18 protein-coding genes are annotated in these 19,386 nt (G+C 70.1%); 6 read left to right on the plus strand and 12 right to left on the minus strand.

What is annotated here, in order from left to right:
* Nucleotides 1-13: 13 nt before the first annotated feature.
* Nucleotides 14-922, plus strand: coding sequence for an EamA family transporter (locus ACI3KT_RS01400; RefSeq protein WP_404902058.1), 909 nt, complete (start codon nt 14-16; stop codon nt 920-922).
* Between the two features lie 28 nt (nt 923-950).
* On the opposite strand, the gene ACI3KT_RS01405 is transcribed toward ACI3KT_RS01400, so the two are convergent.
* On the minus strand, nt 951-1,700 hold the full coding sequence (locus ACI3KT_RS01405; protein ID WP_404902061.1) for a YidC/Oxa1 family membrane protein insertase: 750 nt from the start codon (nt 1,698-1,700) through the stop codon (nt 951-953).
* A gap of 60 nt (nt 1,701-1,760) precedes the next feature.
* Nucleotides 1,761-2,033, minus strand: coding sequence for a DUF6412 domain-containing protein (locus ACI3KT_RS01410; protein WP_292904138.1), 273 nt, complete (start codon nt 2,031-2,033; stop codon nt 1,761-1,763).
* An 82-nt stretch (nt 2,034-2,115) separates the two neighbouring features.
* Here ACI3KT_RS01410 and ACI3KT_RS01415 point away from each other — a divergent pair, with 82 nt between their 5' ends.
* Nucleotides 2,116-3,150, plus strand: coding sequence for an NAD(P)H-dependent flavin oxidoreductase (locus ACI3KT_RS01415; RefSeq protein ID WP_404902063.1), 1,035 nt, complete (start codon nt 2,116-2,118; stop codon nt 3,148-3,150).
* A gap of 22 nt (nt 3,151-3,172) precedes the next feature.
* Here ACI3KT_RS01415 and purU read toward each other — a convergent pair whose 3' ends face one another.
* On the minus strand, nt 3,173-4,024 hold the full coding sequence (purU, locus tag ACI3KT_RS01420; RefSeq protein ID WP_307298772.1) for a formyltetrahydrofolate deformylase: 852 nt from the start codon (nt 4,022-4,024) through the stop codon (nt 3,173-3,175).
* Between the two features lie 75 nt (nt 4,025-4,099).
* On the opposite strand from purU, the gene ACI3KT_RS01425 reads away from it, so the two are divergent.
* On the plus strand, nt 4,100-4,555 hold the full coding sequence (locus ACI3KT_RS01425; protein WP_404902065.1) for a glutaminase: 456 nt from the start codon (nt 4,100-4,102) through the stop codon (nt 4,553-4,555).
* Nucleotides 4,556-4,883: 328 nt separating this feature from the next.
* Nucleotides 4,884-6,452 carry a DUF222 domain-containing protein gene (locus tag ACI3KT_RS01430; protein WP_404902066.1) on the plus strand — a complete coding sequence of 523 codons (1,569 nt, stop codon included), beginning with the start codon at nt 4,884-4,886 and terminating at the stop codon, nt 6,450-6,452.
* Between the two features lie 185 nt (nt 6,453-6,637).
* On the opposite strand, the gene ACI3KT_RS01435 is transcribed toward ACI3KT_RS01430, so the two are convergent.
* The 5 genes from ACI3KT_RS01435 to ACI3KT_RS01455 all read right to left on the minus strand — a co-directional run bounded on the left by ACI3KT_RS01435 (nt 6,638) and on the right by ACI3KT_RS01455 (nt 10,702).
* On the minus strand, nt 6,638-7,357 hold the full coding sequence (locus ACI3KT_RS01435) for a glutamine amidotransferase-related protein (RefSeq protein ID WP_292904128.1): 720 nt from the start codon (nt 7,355-7,357) through the stop codon (nt 6,638-6,640).
* Nucleotides 7,358-7,447: 90 nt separating this feature from the next.
* The gene (locus ACI3KT_RS01440) at nt 7,448-8,020 is read right to left on the minus strand and encodes a YdeI family protein (RefSeq protein ID WP_404902068.1); all 573 of its coding nucleotides are present in this window, start codon (nt 8,018-8,020) and stop codon (nt 7,448-7,450) included.
* Nucleotides 8,021-8,037: 17 nt separating this feature from the next.
* Nucleotides 8,038-8,760 carry a LysR substrate-binding domain-containing protein gene (locus ACI3KT_RS01445; RefSeq protein ID WP_404902070.1) on the minus strand — a complete coding sequence of 241 codons (723 nt, stop codon included), beginning with the start codon at nt 8,758-8,760 and terminating at the stop codon, nt 8,038-8,040.
* Entirely contained in the window at nt 8,760-9,119 is a 360-nt protein-coding gene (locus tag ACI3KT_RS01450; protein ID WP_404902072.1) for a hypothetical protein, read from the minus strand. Before ACI3KT_RS01450 ends, ACI3KT_RS01445 begins: the two co-directional genes overlap by 1 nt.
* Nucleotides 9,116-10,702, minus strand: a complete 1,587-nt coding sequence (locus ACI3KT_RS01455) for a PspC domain-containing protein (protein WP_404902075.1) — start codon at nt 10,700-10,702, stop codon at nt 9,116-9,118. The genes ACI3KT_RS01450 and ACI3KT_RS01455 overlap by 4 nt, the downstream gene beginning before the upstream one ends.
* A 114-nt stretch (nt 10,703-10,816) precedes the next feature.
* On the opposite strand from ACI3KT_RS01455, the gene ACI3KT_RS01460 reads away from it, so the two are divergent.
* Nucleotides 10,817-11,989, plus strand: coding sequence for a PspC domain-containing protein (locus ACI3KT_RS01460; RefSeq protein ID WP_404902077.1), 1,173 nt, complete (start codon nt 10,817-10,819; stop codon nt 11,987-11,989).
* A complete protein-coding gene (locus ACI3KT_RS01465; protein WP_307298760.1) occupies nt 11,982-12,641 on the plus strand; it encodes a response regulator transcription factor in 660 nt (219 codons plus the stop codon). Before ACI3KT_RS01460 ends, ACI3KT_RS01465 begins: the two co-directional genes overlap by 8 nt.
* A 34-nt stretch (nt 12,642-12,675) precedes the next feature.
* On the opposite strand, the gene ACI3KT_RS01470 is transcribed toward ACI3KT_RS01465, so the two are convergent.
* The 4 genes from ACI3KT_RS01470 to ACI3KT_RS01485 all read right to left on the minus strand — a co-directional run bounded on the left by ACI3KT_RS01470 (nt 12,676) and on the right by ACI3KT_RS01485 (nt 19,354).
* On the minus strand, nt 12,676-13,083 hold the full coding sequence (locus ACI3KT_RS01470; RefSeq protein WP_307298758.1) for a DapH/DapD/GlmU-related protein: 408 nt from the start codon (nt 13,081-13,083) through the stop codon (nt 12,676-12,678).
* 88 nt (nt 13,084-13,171) lie between these two features.
* Nucleotides 13,172-13,960: a DNA-formamidopyrimidine glycosylase family protein gene (locus ACI3KT_RS01475; protein ID WP_404902080.1), complete on the minus strand. Its 789-nt coding sequence runs from the start codon at nt 13,958-13,960 to the stop codon at nt 13,172-13,174.
* Complete coding sequence (locus tag ACI3KT_RS01480; protein ID WP_404902083.1) at nt 13,960-14,739, minus strand: EI24 domain-containing protein; 780 nt, start codon at nt 14,737-14,739, stop codon at nt 13,960-13,962. The genes ACI3KT_RS01475 and ACI3KT_RS01480 overlap by 1 nt, the downstream gene beginning before the upstream one ends.
* 19 nt (nt 14,740-14,758) lie before the next feature.
* A complete protein-coding gene (locus ACI3KT_RS01485) occupies nt 14,759-19,354 on the minus strand; it encodes an ATP-dependent helicase (protein ID WP_404902086.1) in 4,596 nt (1,531 codons plus the stop codon).
* Between the last annotated feature and the right edge of the window lie 32 nt (nt 19,355-19,386).

The raw sequence follows: 19,386 nt of genomic DNA on the forward strand, positions 1-19,386 counted from the left end.
CTAGGCTGGAGAGGTGCAGCCGCCGACGTCGTCCCGCCCCTTCGTGGGTGTAGCCCTCGTCGTCGGCTCGTGCCTCTCCCTGCCGTTCGGCGCCGCAGTCGCCGCGCAGCTCTTCCCCGTGCTGGGGCCCTGGGGCGTCACGTCTTTGCGGGTGGCGATCGCGGCCCTGCTGCTGCTCGTCATCGTGCGACCGCGACCGCGGCGATGGACCCGTCAGCAGTGGCTGGCGGCGGTGCTGTTCGGCATCTCGCTCGCCGCCATGAACGGATTCTTCTACGCCGCGATCGACCGCATCCCGCTCGGGCCCGCGGTGGCCATCGAGTTCCTCGGACCGCTCGTGCTCGCCGCCGTGCTGACGCGGCGGGTGGCGGATGCGATCTGGGTGGGAGTGGCTCTCCTCGGCATGGCTCTGCTGGGTGTGGACGGCATGATCGGCGCCGAGCCGCTCGATCCCCTCGGGCTGCTGTTCATCCTCGTCGCGGCCGGATTCTGGATCATGTACATCCGGATGAGCGCGCGCGTGGGTTCGCTCATTCCGGGGCACGGCGGCCTGTCCATCGGGCTGCTGGTCGCCGCGGTTCTTCTGCTTCCCGTCGGAGTACCGGCATCCGTCACAGTGGCCGGCGCGCCTGACTTGCTGCTGCTCGCCTCCATCACCGCCGTGCTGTCGTCCGTCATCCCGTACACGTTCGAACTCGCCGCGCTCCGACGACTGCCGCAACGGGTGTTCGGTGTGCTGCTGAGCCTGGAACCCGCCTTCGCGACGCTGGCGGGCTGGATGATCCTGGGACAGGACGCGACGGTGCTGCGGATGTTGGCGGTCGCCCTGGTGATCGCCGCGAGCGTGGGCACGACTCTCGGCGTGCGAAGGGACCGTCGCTCCGACGGCCCCTTCACCGCTCCGATCCCGTTGCCCGACTGAACCGGTCCGGTGCGGGCAGCAGCACGCGTCAGGCCGCGACCGGCACGGGCATCGGGTAGCGCCGGCGGAGCACGACGCGCTGCACGAGAGTCCACGCAACCGTGACCGTGAGGTAGAGCGCTGCGGCGAGCGGGACGAAGACCGCGAACACCGCCGTCAGGTAGTGCAGAGCACTCATCACGCGCAGCATCCCCGGCGACGACATCGGGGAGTCGTCGACGGGAGCGGGTCGGAACACCCGCCGCGTGATGTCGGCGACCACGATCATGATCACGATGAGCGCGCCCGTGACGAGCAGTGTGGCTCCCGAGAACGGCCCGGCCGTCAGCATGTGGACGAGGCTCGTGCCGAGCGGTGCGCCGAACAGGTCGTGCGTGAGCAGCTCGTTCGGATGCCCGGCGATCTCAGGGCGGATGAACAGCGTGTACAGGATGCCGACGACCGGCGCCTGCGCGAGCACCGGGAGCATCCCGGCGAAGGGCGAGGTGTTCTCGCGGCGATACAGGTCGAGCATCGCGGCCTGCAGCTTCTCGGGGTTCTTCTTGTGCTTCTGCTGCAGCGCGCGCAGCTGGGGCGCGAGCCGGGCTCTTGTCTGCTCGGCTTTCGCCTGCGAGATGCCCACCGGGATCAGCACGGCCCGCACGAGCAGAGTCACCAGCACGACGGCCAGGGCGGCGGATGCTGTGCTCAGGGGATCGAGGAGGTCGGAGAGGCCGGCGAGGCCGCGGTAGGCGGCGTCGAGCAGCCAGGTCAGGGGAGGGAAGGCGAAGATGTCCACAGCGTTGTCCTTTTCATGAGTCGGGAGGGTCGGCGAAGACCGCGCACTCCCGATCAGGGACTACGCGGGTACGGCGACTCCCGGCGCACGAGGACGCGGGTGGCCCGCGGCATCCGGATCGCTCTGGTCGAGCCGGGTTCCGGCGCTGATGGCGCGATGCGGATGCGGTCTGCCCGCGGTCCGCAGCGGCAGCAGCGTGAGCGTCACGGCGATCGTGAGAACGGTGACGGCGACGAGGGCGATCGCGAGCCCGAGGGCGGCGGCATCGGGGATCTGGACGAGTCCGAGCGCGGCCGCGACGAAGCCCAGCATCTCGCCGAACCACTCGCTCATGCGCGCACCCCTTTCGGAAGCGACGCTATCACCCCCGTCATCGTCGATCCTTCCCGTGCGCTGCAGGCGTAACGTCGGATCCATGAGCTTCTTCGACCTCGAGCATCCGATCGTCCTCGGCCCCTTCGGCGGGATGTCGTCCGTCGCTCTGACGGCGGCGGTGAGCGAAGCAGGAGGCCTCGGGTCGTACGGCCTGTACGGCTACGACGGTGACCGCATCCGCTCGACCATCGCCGCGATCCGGGCCGCGACCTCGAAGCCGTTCGCCGTGAACGTCTGGCTGCCCAGGGGCGACGAGGTCGCGCCGAACCCGCAGCACGCGGTCTTCGCCCAGGCGCTCGAGCCGTTCTACTCCGCGGTCGGAGTGGACGTACCCCCGCGACCGGAGCAGTACCTGCCGTCTCTCGATGAGCAGACCGAAGCGATTCTCGAGGCGGCACCGGCAGTGCTCAGCGTCGTGTTCGGTGTGCCCTCGGAGTCGTTGGTGGAGGAGGCGCACGGCCGCGGCATCCGCGTCGTGGGTACCGCGACCACGGTCGCCGAGGCCGTCGCGCTGTCGAATGCCGGCGTCGACGCGATCGTCGCGACCGGCGCCGAGGCGGGAGGCCATCGTGTGTCGTTCCTGAAGCCGGCCGAGGACTCGCTGGTCGGTCTGTTCGCCCTGCTGCCCCAGGCCGTGGACGCCGTGGACGTTCCGGTGATCGCGGCGGGCGGCATCTCGGATCGGCGCGGTGTGGCCGCAGCGTTCGCTCTGGGGGCCGCCGGAGTGCAGGTGGGCACGGCGTTCCTCGCGACGGCGGAATCGGCCGCTTCGGAAGGGCACCGAGCCGCGATCGGCTCGACCGCGGCTGATGAGACGGTGCTGACGACGGCCATGAGCGGACGCCTCGCGAGAGGAGCCCGCAACCGCGCCGTGCGAGCGATCGAGGCGAGCGGCACGATCGCGCCCTTCCCGATGCAGAACTGGCTCACCGGCCGCTTCCGTGCTGCGGCCGGCGAGCAGAATCTCGGCGAGCTGCAGTCGCTGTGGATGGGGCAGGCCGCACCCCTCGCACGGTACGCATCAGCGCGAGAGGCCTTCGAAGAGCTGGTGGCCGGGGTTCCGGACGGGCGGTGATCCGCGCCGGCATCCGGGTGGGCTACAGGATGACGGTGGACTTCCCATGCACGATCACGCGGTCCTCGGCGTGCCACTGCACGGCGCGGGCGAGCACCAGGCGTTCGACGTCAGCCCCACGACGCTGCAGCTCGGCGGCGGACTCGGAATGCGTGACGCGCGTCACGTCCTGCTCGATGATCGGTCCCTCGTCGAGGTCGGCCGTCGCGTAGTGCGCGGTCGCGCCGATCAGCTTGACGCCGCGCTCCTTCGCGCGCGCATAGGGATTCGCCCCGATGAACGCCGGCAGGAAAGAGTGGTGGATGTTGATCACGGGTGCGCCGAGGCCGACGATGAAGTCGTCGGTGAGGATCTGCATGTACCTCGCGAGGACCACGAGATCGACATTGCCTCGAAGGAGCTCGAGCTGCCGCTGCTCCATGGCCTGCTTGTCGCCGGAGGGGATGTGCACGAACGGGACTCCGAAGGAACGGACGGCCTCGGCGAGATCCGGATGGTTCGACACGACCATCGTGATGTCGATGTCGAGCTGGCCGCGCTGCGTGCGCCACAGCAGCTCCATCAGGCAGTGGTCGTACTTCGACACGAAGATCGCGACCCGCTTGCGGCGGGCCGTGTCGTGCAGCGACCACTCCATGCCGAAGCGCTCGGCGACCTTCTCGAGATCGGCCTCGAGTGCGGGGCGGGCGGCCGACAGACCGGGCAGATGGATGACCGTGCGCTGGAAGAACCGGCCGCCCTCGGAGTCGGTGGAGTGCTGGTCGAGGGAGATGATGTTCGCCCCGTGCTCAGAGAGCACGCCGGCCACGGCGGCGACGATGCCTGGCTGGTCGTCGCAGGCGATGAGCAGACGGGCGGTATCAGGCTGAGACATGGGGGCTCCTCGAGGGTGTGCATCGATTCTGCCGTGGATGCCGGTGCCGGGCGAATCGGCTCCTAACCTGGAGTCGTGGACACTGCCGCACGACTTCTCGACGATGCCCGATCGGTGCTCGCCGGAGTTCCGAAAGAGGGGCTCGGCGAAGAGCGGAGCTCGCGGTGGCGCGGGCATCGCATCGTGCGCGTCGGCGAGGCCTGGCACCTCGGCGTGCTGCTGCTCACCGACACTCACGCGCTCGCCACGGCCGAGGTGCTGCGCGCCGCGGAGCCCGGGCGTCGGGGCTACACGGCCGAGTCGGCGCGCGACCGGGCCGAGCGTCGGGCGCTGGCCCTGCGCGGCGGCTTCCGCGAAGGGGAGATCGCACACGTCGGTTGGAGCGTGATCGACGTGGAGGCAGTGGATGCAGGTGGCTCTTCAGGGCCGCTCTCCATGATCGACGGAGTGCCCTCGGTGCGCTGGAGCGCGGCGGGCGGGTTCGTGCCCCTGGGCGGGTATCTGCGGGAGCGGGTGGAACTGCTCGGCTGATTCGGCGCCGGCCCCGCGCGTGCTCCGATCGTTGAGCGAGCGGAGCGAGGCGAGGCGTGCCTCTGTCTCCGGTCGTTGAGCGAGGAGCGCAGCGACGAGACGAAACGTCGTGAGGTTCACGGCAGGTTGGTGACCGATCCGGGGTCCCCCCAGGTGCCCGTTCCGGTCGCGTTTGGCGCCTCTTGCGGTCGGTTTCGGCGGCATGAACAGCGACCGGAGTGCGGTGTTGATATCGCTCGGCAGGGGCGTCGGGGAAAGGGTGGGAAAAGTTCTCTGATCAGGCTCATTCGGGGGTCAGAATGTCGGTGGCCCTGTTCATACTGGAGGTATGAACAGCACGGTTTCCGCTCTCGCCCGGGTCGCGACCGACCTGCGTGCGGTGCTGTCCGACGATGCCCTCGCGGGCCTGTCGGATGCGGAGCGGGCCGAGGCGTTGCGGGGTGCCGGTGAGGTGTCGCGGCTGGTCGATGCGGTCGTGGTGGAGGCGGTGGCGACGGCGGATGTGGAGTTCGGTCATCGGTTCGGATGCCGGGGCATGAACGAGCTGCTGCAGAGAGCGCTGCTGACCGATGCGCCGTCGGCGTCGAAGTTCGCGCGCGCGGCGGGCCTGGTGGCGCGGGACGTGAGCCTGGTGTCGGGGGAGCGGCTGCCCGCTCGATGGCCGGCGCTGCGTTCGGCGTTGCTCGATGGTGCGGTCGGGGTGGCGGGTCTGCTCGCGGCAACGAATCCGATCGAGTACGCGCATGACCGGGTCGGGGCGCAGGAGAGGCTCTGGGCGGACGAGGTCCTCGCCATGCATGCCCGCGGGATCCGGGACGCCGACGACGCCGGCGGTGATGCGGCCGCGGCAGGAGATGAGGATGCTGTGGGTGACGCAGACGCTGCAGGCGATGTGGGTGATGTGCGTGCATCGGACGATGGGGATACGCCCAGTGACGCGGACGCTGGCGCCGATCGGGATGCGGATGCGGAGATGGGGCATCGGGGTCCGCGCGCGACGGCGGATGATCTGCGGCACCTCGCGTCGACGCTGGCGATGATTCTGGATCCGGATGGGGCGGAGCCCACGGACCGCGACGCGCAGCAGGGGCGGTTTCTGAACCTCGGGCGGTTGCAGAAGGGCGCGCATCGCCTCGTCGGGAACATCACACCGGAGGTGGCGGCGCAGCTGCAGCAGATCTTCGACGCGTTCAACAACCCGAAAGTCGGCGGCGCTCCCGCCCCCGGCGTCGCGTTCACCGAGACCGCGGGAGACGACGAGGTCGACGAGTTCAATGTGGATCCGCGGAATGTGATCGATCCGCGCACGCCCGGCCAGAAGCGTCATGACGCTCTTGCGGCGGCGTTGGGGATCGCGGCGCGGCATGAGGAGATGCCGTCGCTGGGTGGCGCGGCGCCGACGCTGGTGGTGCATGTGGACGCGAAGGATCTTGCCGCGGGTACGGGGTGGGCGACGCTTCCGGGGAACGGGGCGCCGGTGCCGCTGTCGGTGGCCGCGCACACCGCGTGCTCCGGGGCGGTCCAGCGGGTGCTGTTCGACGAGGGCCGGATCGTCGGCATCACTACGACGGATCGGATCTTCAACGCGCATCAGCGGCGGGCGATCGTCGCTCGGGACCGGGAATGTCTCATCCCCGGATGCCACGTCCCCGCCTCATGGTGCGAAATCCACCACGTCACCGAACACGCCCGCGGCGGCCCCACGCACACCGACAACGGGGTCCCGTTGTGCTGGTGGCACCACAGGTCCCTCGATCATTCCGGGTGGGAGATCCGCATGAACGACGGCATCCCCCAGATCCGCGGTCCCGCCTGGTGGGACCCTGCTCAGCGATGGCGCACCCCACGACACTCCACCCCAGCGAAGCCGGCCCGGCGCACAGTGCTGCGTACCTGACCGCATGACTGACTGACGACGAACAGACGAAGGACGCGTTTCGTCTCGCTGCGCTCGCTCAACGACCGGCGTGACGATTTCGCGTTTCGTCTCGCTGCGCTCGCTCAACGACCGGTGTGAAGGTCTGGCGGTGCGTTTCGCTGCGCTCGCTCGACGACCGGCAGCCGTGAGCGATACCGGTCGCGTCAGGCGGCGAACTGCTCGGCGAACCGGCGCAGGAGGGCAGCCCCCTCGGTGACGGATGCCGAGAGCACCTGGCCTTGCACGAGGTCGAACTCCTCAGGGTCGAAGTATCCGGTCGTGCGGTAGAAGGTCATCCGGTCGGCGAAATCTCGCGGGGTGGGCTCGGGATGGAACTGCGCGGCGTACAGATGCGTTCCGACGCGGTACGCCTGAACCGGGCAGACCTCGTTCGTGGCGAGCAGCACGGCGCCGTCAGGTACCGCGACCGCGCTCTCCTTATGGGCGGTGAACACGGTGAGCGCCGGGGCACTCGGGCCGAACACCGGATCGGCGTCGCCCTCGGCCGTGGTCTCGATGACTGTCGCGCTCGCCGACTCGGGAGTGTCGTTCGCGACCTCTCCACCCAGCATCCGCGTCAGGACTCCGATGCTGAAGCACGTGAAGAACGCGGCGATCCTCGCATCGATCGCCGCGCCGGCGATGCGCTCGAGATCGGCCTCGACGCGCAGCTGCGCGGACGATTTCGACGGGTCGCTCACGTTGAACGGCGAGCCGCCCACCACGACTCCGCGATACCGCGCGAGCCGGTCGAGGTCGAGCCTCTCGTCGAGCAGATCGAGCCTGTCGACGACGTCTGCGCCGAGCGCCCGCCGGAACGAGGCGTGCTCGGCATCCGCCGCCCCGATCTCGGGTCGCACGCAGACGTAGAGAAGCGAAGCCACTCGGAGATTCTACTGAGCGCGGCGCGTGAGCTCCGGCGCGGGTCGAATCGTTACTCAAGGCGACCAGGCGACCAGGCGACCAGGCGGGGATCAGTGCAGGGTCTCGCCTCGCTTGAGCATCTCCACGTACTGGGCGACCCGCGAGGCGCGCGACTCTGGCCGCTTGAGCTGAGACACCCGGAACGCCATCGCGAACCGGTTCTGCGCCGACTGCGCCGCGTACGCCCGGGCGACCTCCGGGTCGGCATCCAGAGCATCCTGGAGCTCGACCGGCACCTCGCCGTCGCTCTGCCGGTAGGCGGCATCCCAGCGTCCGTCCGCCTTCGCGCGGTCGATCTCGCGCTGACCCTCCGGGCGCATGCGCCCCTCGGCGATCAGCCTCGCGACGTGACCGATGTTGACCTTCGACCACAGACTGCGCGGACGTCGGGGCGTGAAGGTGTGCAGGTAGTAGTCGGCATCGAGGGATGCTGTCTGTCCGTCGATCCACCCGAAGCACAGGGCGACGTCGAGCGCCTCCGCATAGGAGATCCCTGGCAGGCGTGACGCCTTCTTCCGCACACGCAGCCGCACGCCGTTCGGGTCGGGATCAGCGCTCAACCAGGCTTCCCACTCCGCGACAGAATCGACGTGGAGCTCGGGCTTGTTCGAAGAGGCGGCCATGACAGCGGGTTCGGCGCTCAGCGCGAGGAGTTCGCGGTGCGCCCCCGGACGATTCCGACGAAGGTCTCGACGTCGGCGGTCGTGCGGTCGCGCGGCCACACCAGAGCCACGGTCGAGGTGGGGCCGTCGGCGAGCACGCGGTAGTCGGCATCCTTGCGGTGATGCAACCGCGCGAGCGACATCGGTACGATCACGATCCCCACTCCGGATGCGGCCGTCGCGATCGCCTCGTCGGCGGGCAGCGCCGCGAAGGAGGCCGGCGTCGTGCCCGGCAGGTCGAGCGGGCCGAGGACGTCGTCGATCAATCCGATCACGACCTCCCCGTCGAGGTCGGCGACCGTCAGCTCGTCGGCGGCGAGCAGATGCGAGTCGATCCCGGCCACGACCACCGGCCTCTCGTCGTAGAGCGTGATGACGTGCAGATCCTCGTCCGGGATGGGCAGCCGCACGAGGGCCGCATCGACCGCGTCGATCGCCGAGCGCTGGTCTGCGACCTCGATCGGCATGAGCTCGAGCGGCACCCGCGGCATCCGCTCCTTCCACGCATCGATCCACTTGCCGGGCGTCGCTCCGGCCACCACGCCCAGCCGGAAGCTGCGCGGTTCGTCGGGGGCTGCGGCCCGAGCGTCGAACACGACCTTGGCGGTCTTCTTCGGCGGCTTGCGCGGCGGGAACCGCTCGGCGGGCGCTGCCTTGTTCCTGCGCACGGGGCCGGCGGGACGCCGAGGTTGTTTCGCCATCAGGCCAGGGTATCGCCGTCCACCCCGCGCTGCGACGGGGACCAGGAGGCTGCCGCACGCCGCTGAACACGCCGGATGAGTCCGATCGCCCCGCAGATCAGCACGATGCCCCCGAGCGCCAGCAGAGCCATCGCGGTGATCGACGCCGGAGTGAGCGACAGGATCCAGTCGCTCACGTCGTCGCTGCGGCGACCGTCGGCGAGCAGACCGATCGCCACTACGGCGATCGCGGCGAAGATGGCTCCCCAGATGATCGCGGCCCAGCGGGTGCGCGGGGGAGTCGGGGCGGATGCGATCTCGGGAGCGGATGCCGTCGGGCTGGACGCTGCCTGCTCGAAGTCCATGGTCTCGGTGCTCACTTTTCTTCCTCCGGTTCGTAGATGACGACCATGATCGAGCCGCTCTGCTGGTTGAGAGTGACCGTCTGGACAGTCGAGATGCTGGCCTCGTCGGACGAGGCCCGTTCGTCGACGAGACGCTCGCCGTTGCGCTCGTCAGGAGTCCACGTGCCGTTGTCGATGAGTTCACCGGATCCATATCGCACGCGCATCCACTCGACGGTCGCGTTCCCGACCGACGCGCGCAGATCGAGTTCGACGCCGGGGTCGACGATGATCTGGGTGTGCCCCGTCCCCTTCGTCACGTCGATCTTCCTCGGTGCGTCGACGGGGAACAGGCCGACGTACGTGTCTCCGAACGGCTGGGTCACCGTCTCGGACTGATTGTTCGTGATGCTCGCGCTGCCTATTGTGACCTGCGGGACGGTGCTCGCCGCTCCGGCGATCAGACCGCCGACGAGAGTCGCTGCGGTCGCGAAGGCGAGGAACCCGCTGCGCCGACGCCACAGTCCCGCGACGATCATGCCGATCGCCAGAACGAGCGCGGCGGCCAATGCGCCGATCGCTCCGGCGGTGGCACCGAAGCCTCCCCAGAGGCCGACACCGGCCCCGACGACGATCGCCAGACCGATCACGGCGGCGACGTAGGCGAAGCTGGCCCGTGGGTTCGACGCACGGCGGATGCGCTGTCGCTCCGCGGCTGCAGCGGCGAACACGGCCGCTTCGGCCTGTCGTTCGCGGCGCAACTGGTCGCGCACCGCGCGCTCCGCATCCTGCTGCTGCCGTCGCCACGCCTGATCCTGGTTCCGCCAGGCGGCGTGCTGCTCACGCCAGGCCGCCACGGATTCCGCGTCGTTCGCGGCCGGCGCGGCGGGGGGCTCGGGGCGGACGAACTGCGGAGAATCTGCCGACGGCGCAGCCCAGGACGGGTCGACGACGGGCGCACCATACGGTGATGCGGGTGGCAGACCTGCACCCGAAGAAGGGGCGCCCGCACCCTCGGGCGTACCCGAAACGCCGAGGGTGACGGGCGCGGCCGGGGCCGCCGGGTCTGCCGAAGCCATCGGCAGATCCGGCGCAGAAGCACCCGGGGCGCGACTTGCGGCGCGCACGATGAGAACGAGCAGGACGACCACGATTCCGAGGCCGGCGATCCAGCTGAGGATCGACAGGGCCGACCAGTTGACGTAGCCCAGGCCGAAGACGGTGCCGGTGAGAGGCGCGGTCGGGATCAGGCCGATGACCGCCATCGCGAGAATGCCGAGCTGCACCGGCTGATAGTCGCGGCGCATCAGGTCTCGGGCGTGAGTCCGACCGTCGGCATCCGGCAGCAGAGCCCAGGCGAGGGCGTAGAGGAAGATCACGGGCAACCCGAAGAGCGCGGCGACGACGAGCACTCCCCGCACGATCAGCGGGTCGATGCGCAACCGCGCGGCGATACCGGCGGAGACGCCGCCGAGCCAGCCCTCGGAGCGTGCCACGCCCAGACCGGCGACCCACAGGAAGAATCGGTCGCTGCTGTGCGAGGCGGGAGAGGGAGAAGGCGAAGGTGGCGCGGAAGCGGCGTCCGGTTCCGCGATCGGCGGCTCGGTGGGAATCGTCATGAGTCGATCCTCCCGGCATCCGCTCGCACGCCGCCATGGGGTGTTCCCCTGAGCGACCCCTGATTCTGACCCCTTACGCGGCGCTCGGGGCGGGGCGAATGGTTGGATGGCGTCATGCCCTCTTCCACCGCTCCGGCGCCCGCGCGCATGCGGCCGCCGCTCGAGCGCGACCGAGACTGTGTGGTCGCGGGCGTGAGCGCGGGGCTGGCCAGGCACCTGGGGGCAAGGCTCTGGACGGTGCGCGCGCTGTTCATCGCGCTCGCCCTGTGCGGCGGCGCGGGCGTGCTGCTGTACGCGTGGTGCTGGCTGTTCACGCCGTGGGCCGACGGGGAGAGCCCGCCGACCAGACGGATGCCGGTGGCGTGGATGCTCGTGGTCGCCGCCGCTGTCGGCGCCCTCGCAGTGCTCACATGGGGGCTCAGCGGATACGTCGCATCGTCGCCGACGGCAGCTGTCGTCGTCGGGGCGACATCCGCTCTCGCCGCCGGCGCAGGCCTCTGGGCCGCGCTGATCGACCGCACCGACACCGCGCGCGGGCCGCGCCACTCGATGATCGTCCTGGTGCTGGCCGCTCTGCTGCTGGCCGGGGTGTTCGGCCTGCTGCTCGTCATGCGGCCAGGCGCCGCTCCCGCTCTCGTGCTGCTCCCGCTCGCGGGGCTCCTTGCAGTGCTGTCCTCGACGTTCGTTCATCGCTGGCGCGAGCTCGCCGGCGAGCGGGTACGACGCATCCGCGAGGAGCAGCGCAGCGAGATGGCCGCGCACCTGCACGATTCGGTTCTGCAGACCCTCGCGCTGATCCAGAACCGCGCCGGCGCATCGAGCGAGGCGGCGCGGCTGGCCCGAGCGCAGGAGCGCGAGCTTCGCGCCTGGCTGTACGACGGCGACGCACCCGCCGACGGCGACCTGCCCACCGATCTCCGCGACTACGCGGGTGCTCTCGAACTCGACTTCCCCGTGCGCATCGACGTGGTCTCGGCCGGCATGTCGGCGGAGCGCGCGAGCGGCGGCCTGGCAGCGGCCGCTCGGGAGGCGATGCTGAACGCCGCGAGGCATGCGGGCGGGGAGATCTCGGTGTACATCGAAGGCAGCGCGGCCGGGGTCGACGTGTTCATCCGCGACCGCGGGCGCGGATTCACGCTCGATGAGGTGCCGAGCGATCGGCTGGGCGTGCGCGAGTCGATCGTGGGCCGGATGCGCCGCTCCGGAGGCTCGGGCAGCGTGCGCAGCGATGAGAACGGCACCGAGGTGCACCTGCACCTCCCGGCAGGAGGAGAAACCCGTGTCTGACGGCATCCGCGTCGTGATCGTGGACGATCACTCGATCTTCCGCTCGGGGCTGCGCGCCGACCTCGATGCGAGCGTCGACGTGGTCGGCGAGGCCGCAGACGTGCCCAGCGCGATCGCGGTGATCCGCGAGACGTCGCCGGACGTCGTTCTACTCGACGTGCATCTTCCTGGCGGTTCCGGGGCGGAAGCGACGGGCGGCGAAGCGGTCCTCCGCGGCTCGCAGCCGACCGCGACCCGTTTCCTCGCTCTGAGCGTGTCGGATGCCGCAGAAGACGTCGTGCGGGTGATCCGAGCCGGCGCCCGCGGGTACATCACGAAGGGCTCATCGGGAGCCGAGGTCAGCCGCGCTGTGCACGCAGTCGCCGGAGGAGACGCGGTGTTCTCGCCGCGTCTCGCAGGGTTCGTGCTCGACGCCTTCGGCGCCGTGTCCGGTGAGACGGCGACAGCTCAGGACGAACTCGACCGCCTCTCCGCACGAGAGCAGGAGGTCATGCGCCTGATCGCTCGTGGCTACGCCTACAAGGAGGTGGCTGCCGAGCTGTTCATCTCGATCAAGACGGTCGAGACCCACGTCTCGGCAGTGCTGCGCAAGCTGCAACTGTCGTCGCGGCACGAGCTCACGGTCTGGGCGTCGGAGCGCCGGCTGCTGTAGCCGGCGCTCGCTGTTCGCGAGTGCGCGCCCGTACTCAAGCGGCGAGCCAGAGACCCTTCGGGTCGGTGGCGACGGTGAGCCCTGCCGCGACGGTCTCGTCGTCGCCGATGCGGGCTCCGCGCACGATGCGCGCGCCCGGGCCGATCTCCGTGCGGACTCCCACATGCGCGCCGTCGCCGATCGCGGCGCCCTGACCCACATGCGCGTGCGCGTCGATGTGCGCGTTGTCGCCGATCACGGCATCCGCGTCGATCCACGCACCTCGTGCGATGGTCGCTCCCTTACCCACGCGGGCGCCGGGCTCGATGTACGCACCTGCTTCGATGTGCGCCATCGGATGCACCTTCGCGCCGTGCGCGACGAGGCCGCGACCGTTGGCGTGCTTGCGGTACCGCAGCGTGCCACCCTGATCGTTCTCGATGTCGACGTAGTTCTTGCCCACGATTCCTCCCGTGTTCCGGAGTTCTCCGGATATAGCAACAACCACGGATCATCCGGATTCATTCCCGGGTGGTGATCCTTCGACAGGCTCAGGAAACCAGAGGGGATCGTTGACAGTTCGGGCACCAGAACGTGACGCGTTCGCGGGTCGGATCTGCGCCCTGCGAGCCCTTTCTGATCGGCGTCCCGCAGCGCCTGCAGGGGCGTCCGGCTCTGCCGTAGACCCAGGTCGTCTGCCCTCGACGATTCACGCCGGTGAAGGTGCGATCGACGCGATCGCGATTGGCGCGGATCGTGCGCACGCCGAGGTCGAGAAGCGCGGCGACGTCGACATCCGGCGTCGGGGTAGTCGGAAGGATCCCGCGCAGGAACAGGAGTTCCGCCGCGTACTCGTTGCCGAAACCCGCCACGTTGCGCTGATCGAGCAGAGCGACGTGGATGCTGCGAGCATCCGCTCCGAGCCTGCGGGCCGCCTCCTCCGCGTCCCAGTCGGGCGCGAGCGGATCGGGGCCGAGATAGCCGACGAGTGACTCCTCATCGTGTGTCGGCACGACCTCGATCTCGGCGATGTCGACGCCCACGGCTTCGCAGGCGGCCGTGCCGACGATCGCGCGCACTCTGAAGGCCGGATGCCGCCACTTCTCACCCGGCCGGTAGACGAACCATGCGCCGTCCATGCGCAGATGCGAATGAACCGTGAAGTCGCCGATGCGCATCAGCAGGTGCTTGCCGCGGGAGGCGACGCCCTGCACGACCTGGCCCGTCAGATCGACCGTCGCCGCTTGCGGAACGCGCAGGTCGAACCGGATCACCTCGGAGCCCGCCAGCGCATCGTCGAGACGGTGCGCGGTGCGGAAGACGGTGTCGCCCTCGGGCATCAGGCCTGCTCGGGGGTCGGGGGAAGCGCCGGGGGCAGGGCCGCGAGTGGCGTCCGAGCCATCATGTCTCGCGCGAGCATGGTCGATGCGGCCACGGCGACAGGCATGACCACGACCGCCCCGCCGGGGATCAGGAAGCACAGCTGCGTGGCGACTCCGAACCCCAGCACCCGCGCTCTGCTCCCCGAGAACAGGGCCGCGCGATCGGCGGGGCTGAGATTGCGCGCGTCGAAGGAGCGCCCGGTGAGCTCTCGGGCGAGCAGCCTGCCGGAGAGCACCACGCCGAGCACTCCGCCGAGGATGCCGCCCACCAGCGGGACGAACCCGATCAGCAGCACCAGCAGCGCGGTGAGGATGCCGAGGACGACGAGCCGGAGCCCCTCGCCCAGCGCTGTCCAGAAACCGCCGCCGTCCTCGGGTGGCGGGTTGCCGAGATCCACCTCGACCGCGTGCCAGATGCGCTGATAGAAGGGGTCCCCGATCGTCAGCGTGAGCGCGCTGAACACCGCGGTCGACAGGGCGATCGCGGCGGCGACGATCACGAAGCCGACGGCGCCGCGCAGCAGACCCTTCCACGGCGCGGGCCACTCCTCGGCGAAGGGAGTGAGCCACGCCGAGATCGAGGTCATCCCGAAGATCAGCGGCAGCAGCAGGGCGCCCAGGAGCAAGATCGATATGACTGCCGGGATGAGACCGAGATTCATCAGGCCCGGGCGGGTGCGCCACAGCCCGAACCCGCGGATCAGGGTGCGGATTCCGGCGCCGAATTCCTGGATCATGTGTCTCAGCGTACGGGGGTCACACCGCCTTGCGGAGCGTGTATCCGCGCGGCGTGACGACGAATCCGGCCTCGTTGAGGGCGAGTGCGAACTCGGTGCCGTACACACCTTCGCCGTTGACCTTCTCGACGGTGAGCGTTTCAAGACGTCGCGTTCGGGCGGTGCTCGCCAGGTCGGATGCGGCGGCCCGCAGCAGGTCCGGATCGTCGCTGAACGACAGCACCGTGCGCCCTCCGCGCTCGAGGTAGAGCACGAGAGCGCCGTCGACGAGCACGACCAGCCCTCCTGCTTTTCGGCCGGGACGATGCGAGACGCCGTCGCGGCGGGGCCAGCCGAGCGCGGCGCCGTACGGGTTCGCGGGATCTGTCGCGGCGAGGGTGACTGCGTGCCGCGGGGGCGGGTCGGCGAGACCCGCGAACGTGCGGAGGCGATCGACGGTGGCGGATGCCGCGAACTGCGCAGCCCCCAGTCGCTCGATCACGTATCCGCGGCGGCAGTGCCCCGCCTCTTCGAATCCGGCGAGAACGCGGTACGCCTGGGCGAAGCCGCCGGGCACGCCCTCGGCCTGTACCGCGCCGCGCGTGACCACGCCGTAGCGGTCCAGGAGCAGCCCCGCGGTGACGGTCGCGCGCCTCGCCGCATCTTGGGCCGATGAGCCGGTCGAAGCGTCGAGCGCCGGAAGCAGCGACCACCGCCCGCCGAGAGATGTCGGGCGGGGTGCGGTGCGCGCGAGCGAGACGCCGCGATAGGTGCGGGTGCGCGGGGCGCGGCGGGTCACCTTGTGGGCTTGGGAACCGCCAGCGAGCAGCGAACGGATCGGCGCAAAGGTGTCGTTCGTCACGCGGCTCGACCAGGCGAGACTCCACAGGGCTTCGAGCACGGACTGCTCGTTCTCGGCTCCGGTCATCTCCTTGAGCTGGGCGGCGAAGTACGCGCCTCCCGCGCCGAGAGCAGCGAGGAGCTGCGCCTCGAGCGAATCGGCGCCGATCTCGGCATCCGATTCGGGCAGCGTGAAGGGGGCAAGGTCTGCCGGGTGCAGCGACACCCACCCGTCTCGTCCCGGGAGCGAGCCGTTGCCGGCCCAGACGACCTCGCCCGAGGAGGTGAGTTCGTCGAGCATGGCGGGGGTGTAATCGCGTACACGCGAGGGGAGGACCAGCGACTCCCAGGCGCTCGCCGGGATGGGCACGCCTGCGAACTGCTCGATCACCGTGAGCACGCCGTCGAGTCCTTCTAGCGGCCGGGAGAGATGCTGCCAGTCGGGCAGGAACCGCGCGTAGGCCTCAGGGGAGACCGGTTCGACCGACCCGCGGATCGCGGCGAGCGAGCGCATCCGCAGCCGCCGGAGCACCTCCGTGTCGCACCATTCGAGATCGTCGGCGGAGCCTGCGGCCGTGGGCAGGAAGTATCCGCTCGTGATCCGTCCGGCCTGTTCCAGGCGCTGCAGCGTGTGCCGCGCGACAGCGGTTCCGATGCCGAATCGGAGAGCTGTGGCATCCGTCGTGAACGGTCCGTGCGTGCGGGCATGTCGAGCGACGAGGTCGCCGAGCGGATCGGCCACCGGTTCGAGGAAGGCGACGGGGATGCCGGTGGGGAGAGCGGCTCCCAGCGCATCGCGCAGGCGGCCGGCGTCTTCGATCGCGGCGATCCGCGGAACCCCGGCGATCGTCACGGGGATCGCGCGGCGTGCGGCGACGAGAGCGTCGAGGTGGTCCTGCGCCTCGGAAGGCTCGTCGAGGCGCGCGCCGACCTCCGCCGCGTTGAGCGGCCCGAGCATCCGCAGCAGGTCGGCCACCCCCTCGAGTCCTCGTGCGTGGCGTTCTGGGTCGAGTCGCTGAGCCTCGCGCTCGAACTGGGCGATCACGTCGGGGTCGAGCAGCTCTCGCAGCTCGACCGTGCCGAGAAGCTCGCCCAGCAGCGCCGGATCGACCGACAGGGCCGCCGCGCGGCGCTCGGCGAGAGGCGAGTCGCCCTCGTACATGAACGCCCCGACGTAGCCGAAGAGCAGGTCGCGTGCGTAGGGCGACGGCTGGGCGGGCTCGGTCTCGACGAGACGGACCCGCCGGTCGGCGATCGAGGTGGCGAGGCGCCGCAGCGACGGCAGGTCGTAGACGTCCTGCAGCACCTCGCGCAGGGTCTCCAGGATGACCGGGAAGGTCGGATGCCGGCGCGCCACTTCGAGAAGCTGGGCGGAGCGCTGGCGCTGCTGCCACAGCGGCGTCCGCTTGTTCGGGTTCATGCGCGGCATCAGCAGCGATCGGGCCGCGCACTCGCGGAACCGCGAGGCGAACAGAGCCGACCCGCCCACCTCGTCCGTGACGAGCTGCTCCAGCTCGTCCGGATCGAACACGAACAGTTCGGCACCTGGTGGCTCGGCGTCGGCGTCGGGGATGCGCACGATGATGCCGTCGTCGCTCGCGACGGCCGATCCTTCGACGCCGAGTCGTTCGCGCACGCGCGCGTTGATCGCCAGCGCCCACGGCGCATGCACCTTCATGCCGTACGGGGAATGAAGGATGACTCGCCAGTCGCCCACCTCGTCATGGCCGCGTTCGACGGTCAGCGTGCGGTCGGTCGGGAGCGTCCCGGTGGCCTCGCGCTGCTCGGTCAGGTGCGCCATGAGGTTCGCCCTGGCCTGCTCGTCGAGACCCGCCTCGATCAGTCGCTGCGCCGCCTTCTCGGGGGTCGCCGCGGAGACCTCGCGCGAGAACCTGCCCAGCGCCTCGCCGAGCTCGAACGGGCGGCCGATGCCGTCGCCGTGCCAGAACGGCACCTTGCCCGGCTGGCCGTAGGCGGGTATCACGTTCACGCGATCGTGGGTGATCTCGGCGATGCGCCAGCTCGTGGTACCGAGGGTGAACACATCGCCCACCCGGGACTCGTAGACCATCTCCTCGTCGAGCTCTCCGACGCGCGCCCCTGTGGTCTCGCCGGCCACGAAGACCCCGAACAGCCCTCGGTCGGGGATCGTGCCGCCGCTGGTGACTGCGATGCGCTGCGCTCCCGGCCTGCCCGTCAGCGTGCCGGCGTCGCGATCCCAGATGAGACGGGGGCGGAGCTCTGCGAACTCGTCGGAGGGGAAGCGCCCGGCCAGCAGGTCGAGGGTGGCTTCGTATGCCGAGCGCGGGAGCGACTGGAACGGCGCCGAACGCCGAACCGTCTCGAACCACTCCTCGACGCTGATTTCGCCGAGTGCGCTTGCGGCCACGGTCTGCTGCGCGAGGATGTCGAGCGGATTGCGCGGCACCTGGATCGCCTCGATCTTGCCTGCCAGCATCCGCTCGGTGACGATCGCGGTGTGCAGCACGTCTCCGCGGTGCTTGGGGAAGAGCGCGGCGCGGCTGATCTCGCCGACCTGGTGTCCGGCGCGGCCGACCCGCTGCAGACCCGACGCCGCGGACGGCGGCGCCTCGACCTGGATCACGAGATCGACGGCGCCCATGTCGATGCCCAGTTCGAGGCTGCTGGTCGCGACGACGCAGCGCAGGATGCCGGACTTCAGTTCCTCCTCGACCTGCGCGCGCTGCTCCTTCGAGACCGAGCCGTGGTGGGCCTTCGCGAGCACCGGGTCGGCGCCCGCGGTCGCTCCGGCCTGCGCCATCATCGCGGCCGGTACCGACGCCTCGGGCAGCGCGATGCCGTTGCGCTCGGAGTAGATCTCGTTCAGACGCCCCGTGAGCCGCTCGGCCAGGCGGCGGGAGTTCGCGAATACGATCGTCGAGTTGTTCTGCAGGATACGGTCGACGATCGCCTCCTCGACGTGCGGCCACACCGAGCCGGTCACCTCGGAGTACTCCGCCGGCTCGCCGTCGACAGGAGCTGTGACGCCCGGTGGCGGGGGAGGGTTGGTCATGTCGTCCATCGGTACGATCACGCCGAGTTCGAACGTCTTGGATGCGGGAGGCGCCACGATCTCGACGGGCGCGGAGCCTCCGAGGAAGCGCGCGACCTCGTCGATCGGCCGCACGGTCGCGGACAGGCCGATTCGTTGGGCGGGAGCCTGTGCGCCGCGCGCACTGCGCAACGCGTCGAGGCGCTCGAGGCTCACCGCGAGGTGGGCCCCACGCTTGGTGGCCGCGACCGCGTGCACCTCGTCGATGATCACCGTGTGCACGTCGCGCAGCGTCTCGCCCGCGCGGCTCGTGAGCATCAGATACAGCGACTCGGGAGTGGTGATGAGGATGTCGGGCGGGTCGGCGACCAGCTTGCGGCGGTCGCTCGACGTCGTATCGCCCGAGCGCACGCCGACCGTGACGCTCGGGGCGGTCACGCCCAGACGACGGGCGGACTGTCCGATGCCGATCAGTGGAGAACGGAGGTTCCGCTCGACGTCGACGCCGAGCGCCTTCAGCGGTGAGATGTAGAGGATGCGGGTGCGCGAGGCATCCTTCTTCGGGGCGGCATCCGTGATCTGCATCCGCTCGCGAAAGACGCTGTCGATCGCCCACAGGAACGCCGACAGCGTCTTGCCCGAGCCTGTGGGCGCGACGACGAGGGCGTGCTTGCCGGCGGAGATCGCCTGCCACGCGCCTGCCTGCGCCGGTGTGGGTGCGCTGAAAGCACCCCGGAACCAGTCCTGCGTGGCGGGGGTGAACCGATCGAGCACATCACCCATCCCTCCATCTTCGCCGAGGGGACGGACATCGG

This window comes from Microbacterium sp. ZW T6_19 (assembly GCF_044987465.1).
GTDB classification, from domain to species: domain Bacteria; phylum Actinomycetota; class Actinomycetes; order Actinomycetales; family Microbacteriaceae; genus Microbacterium; species Microbacterium natoriense_A.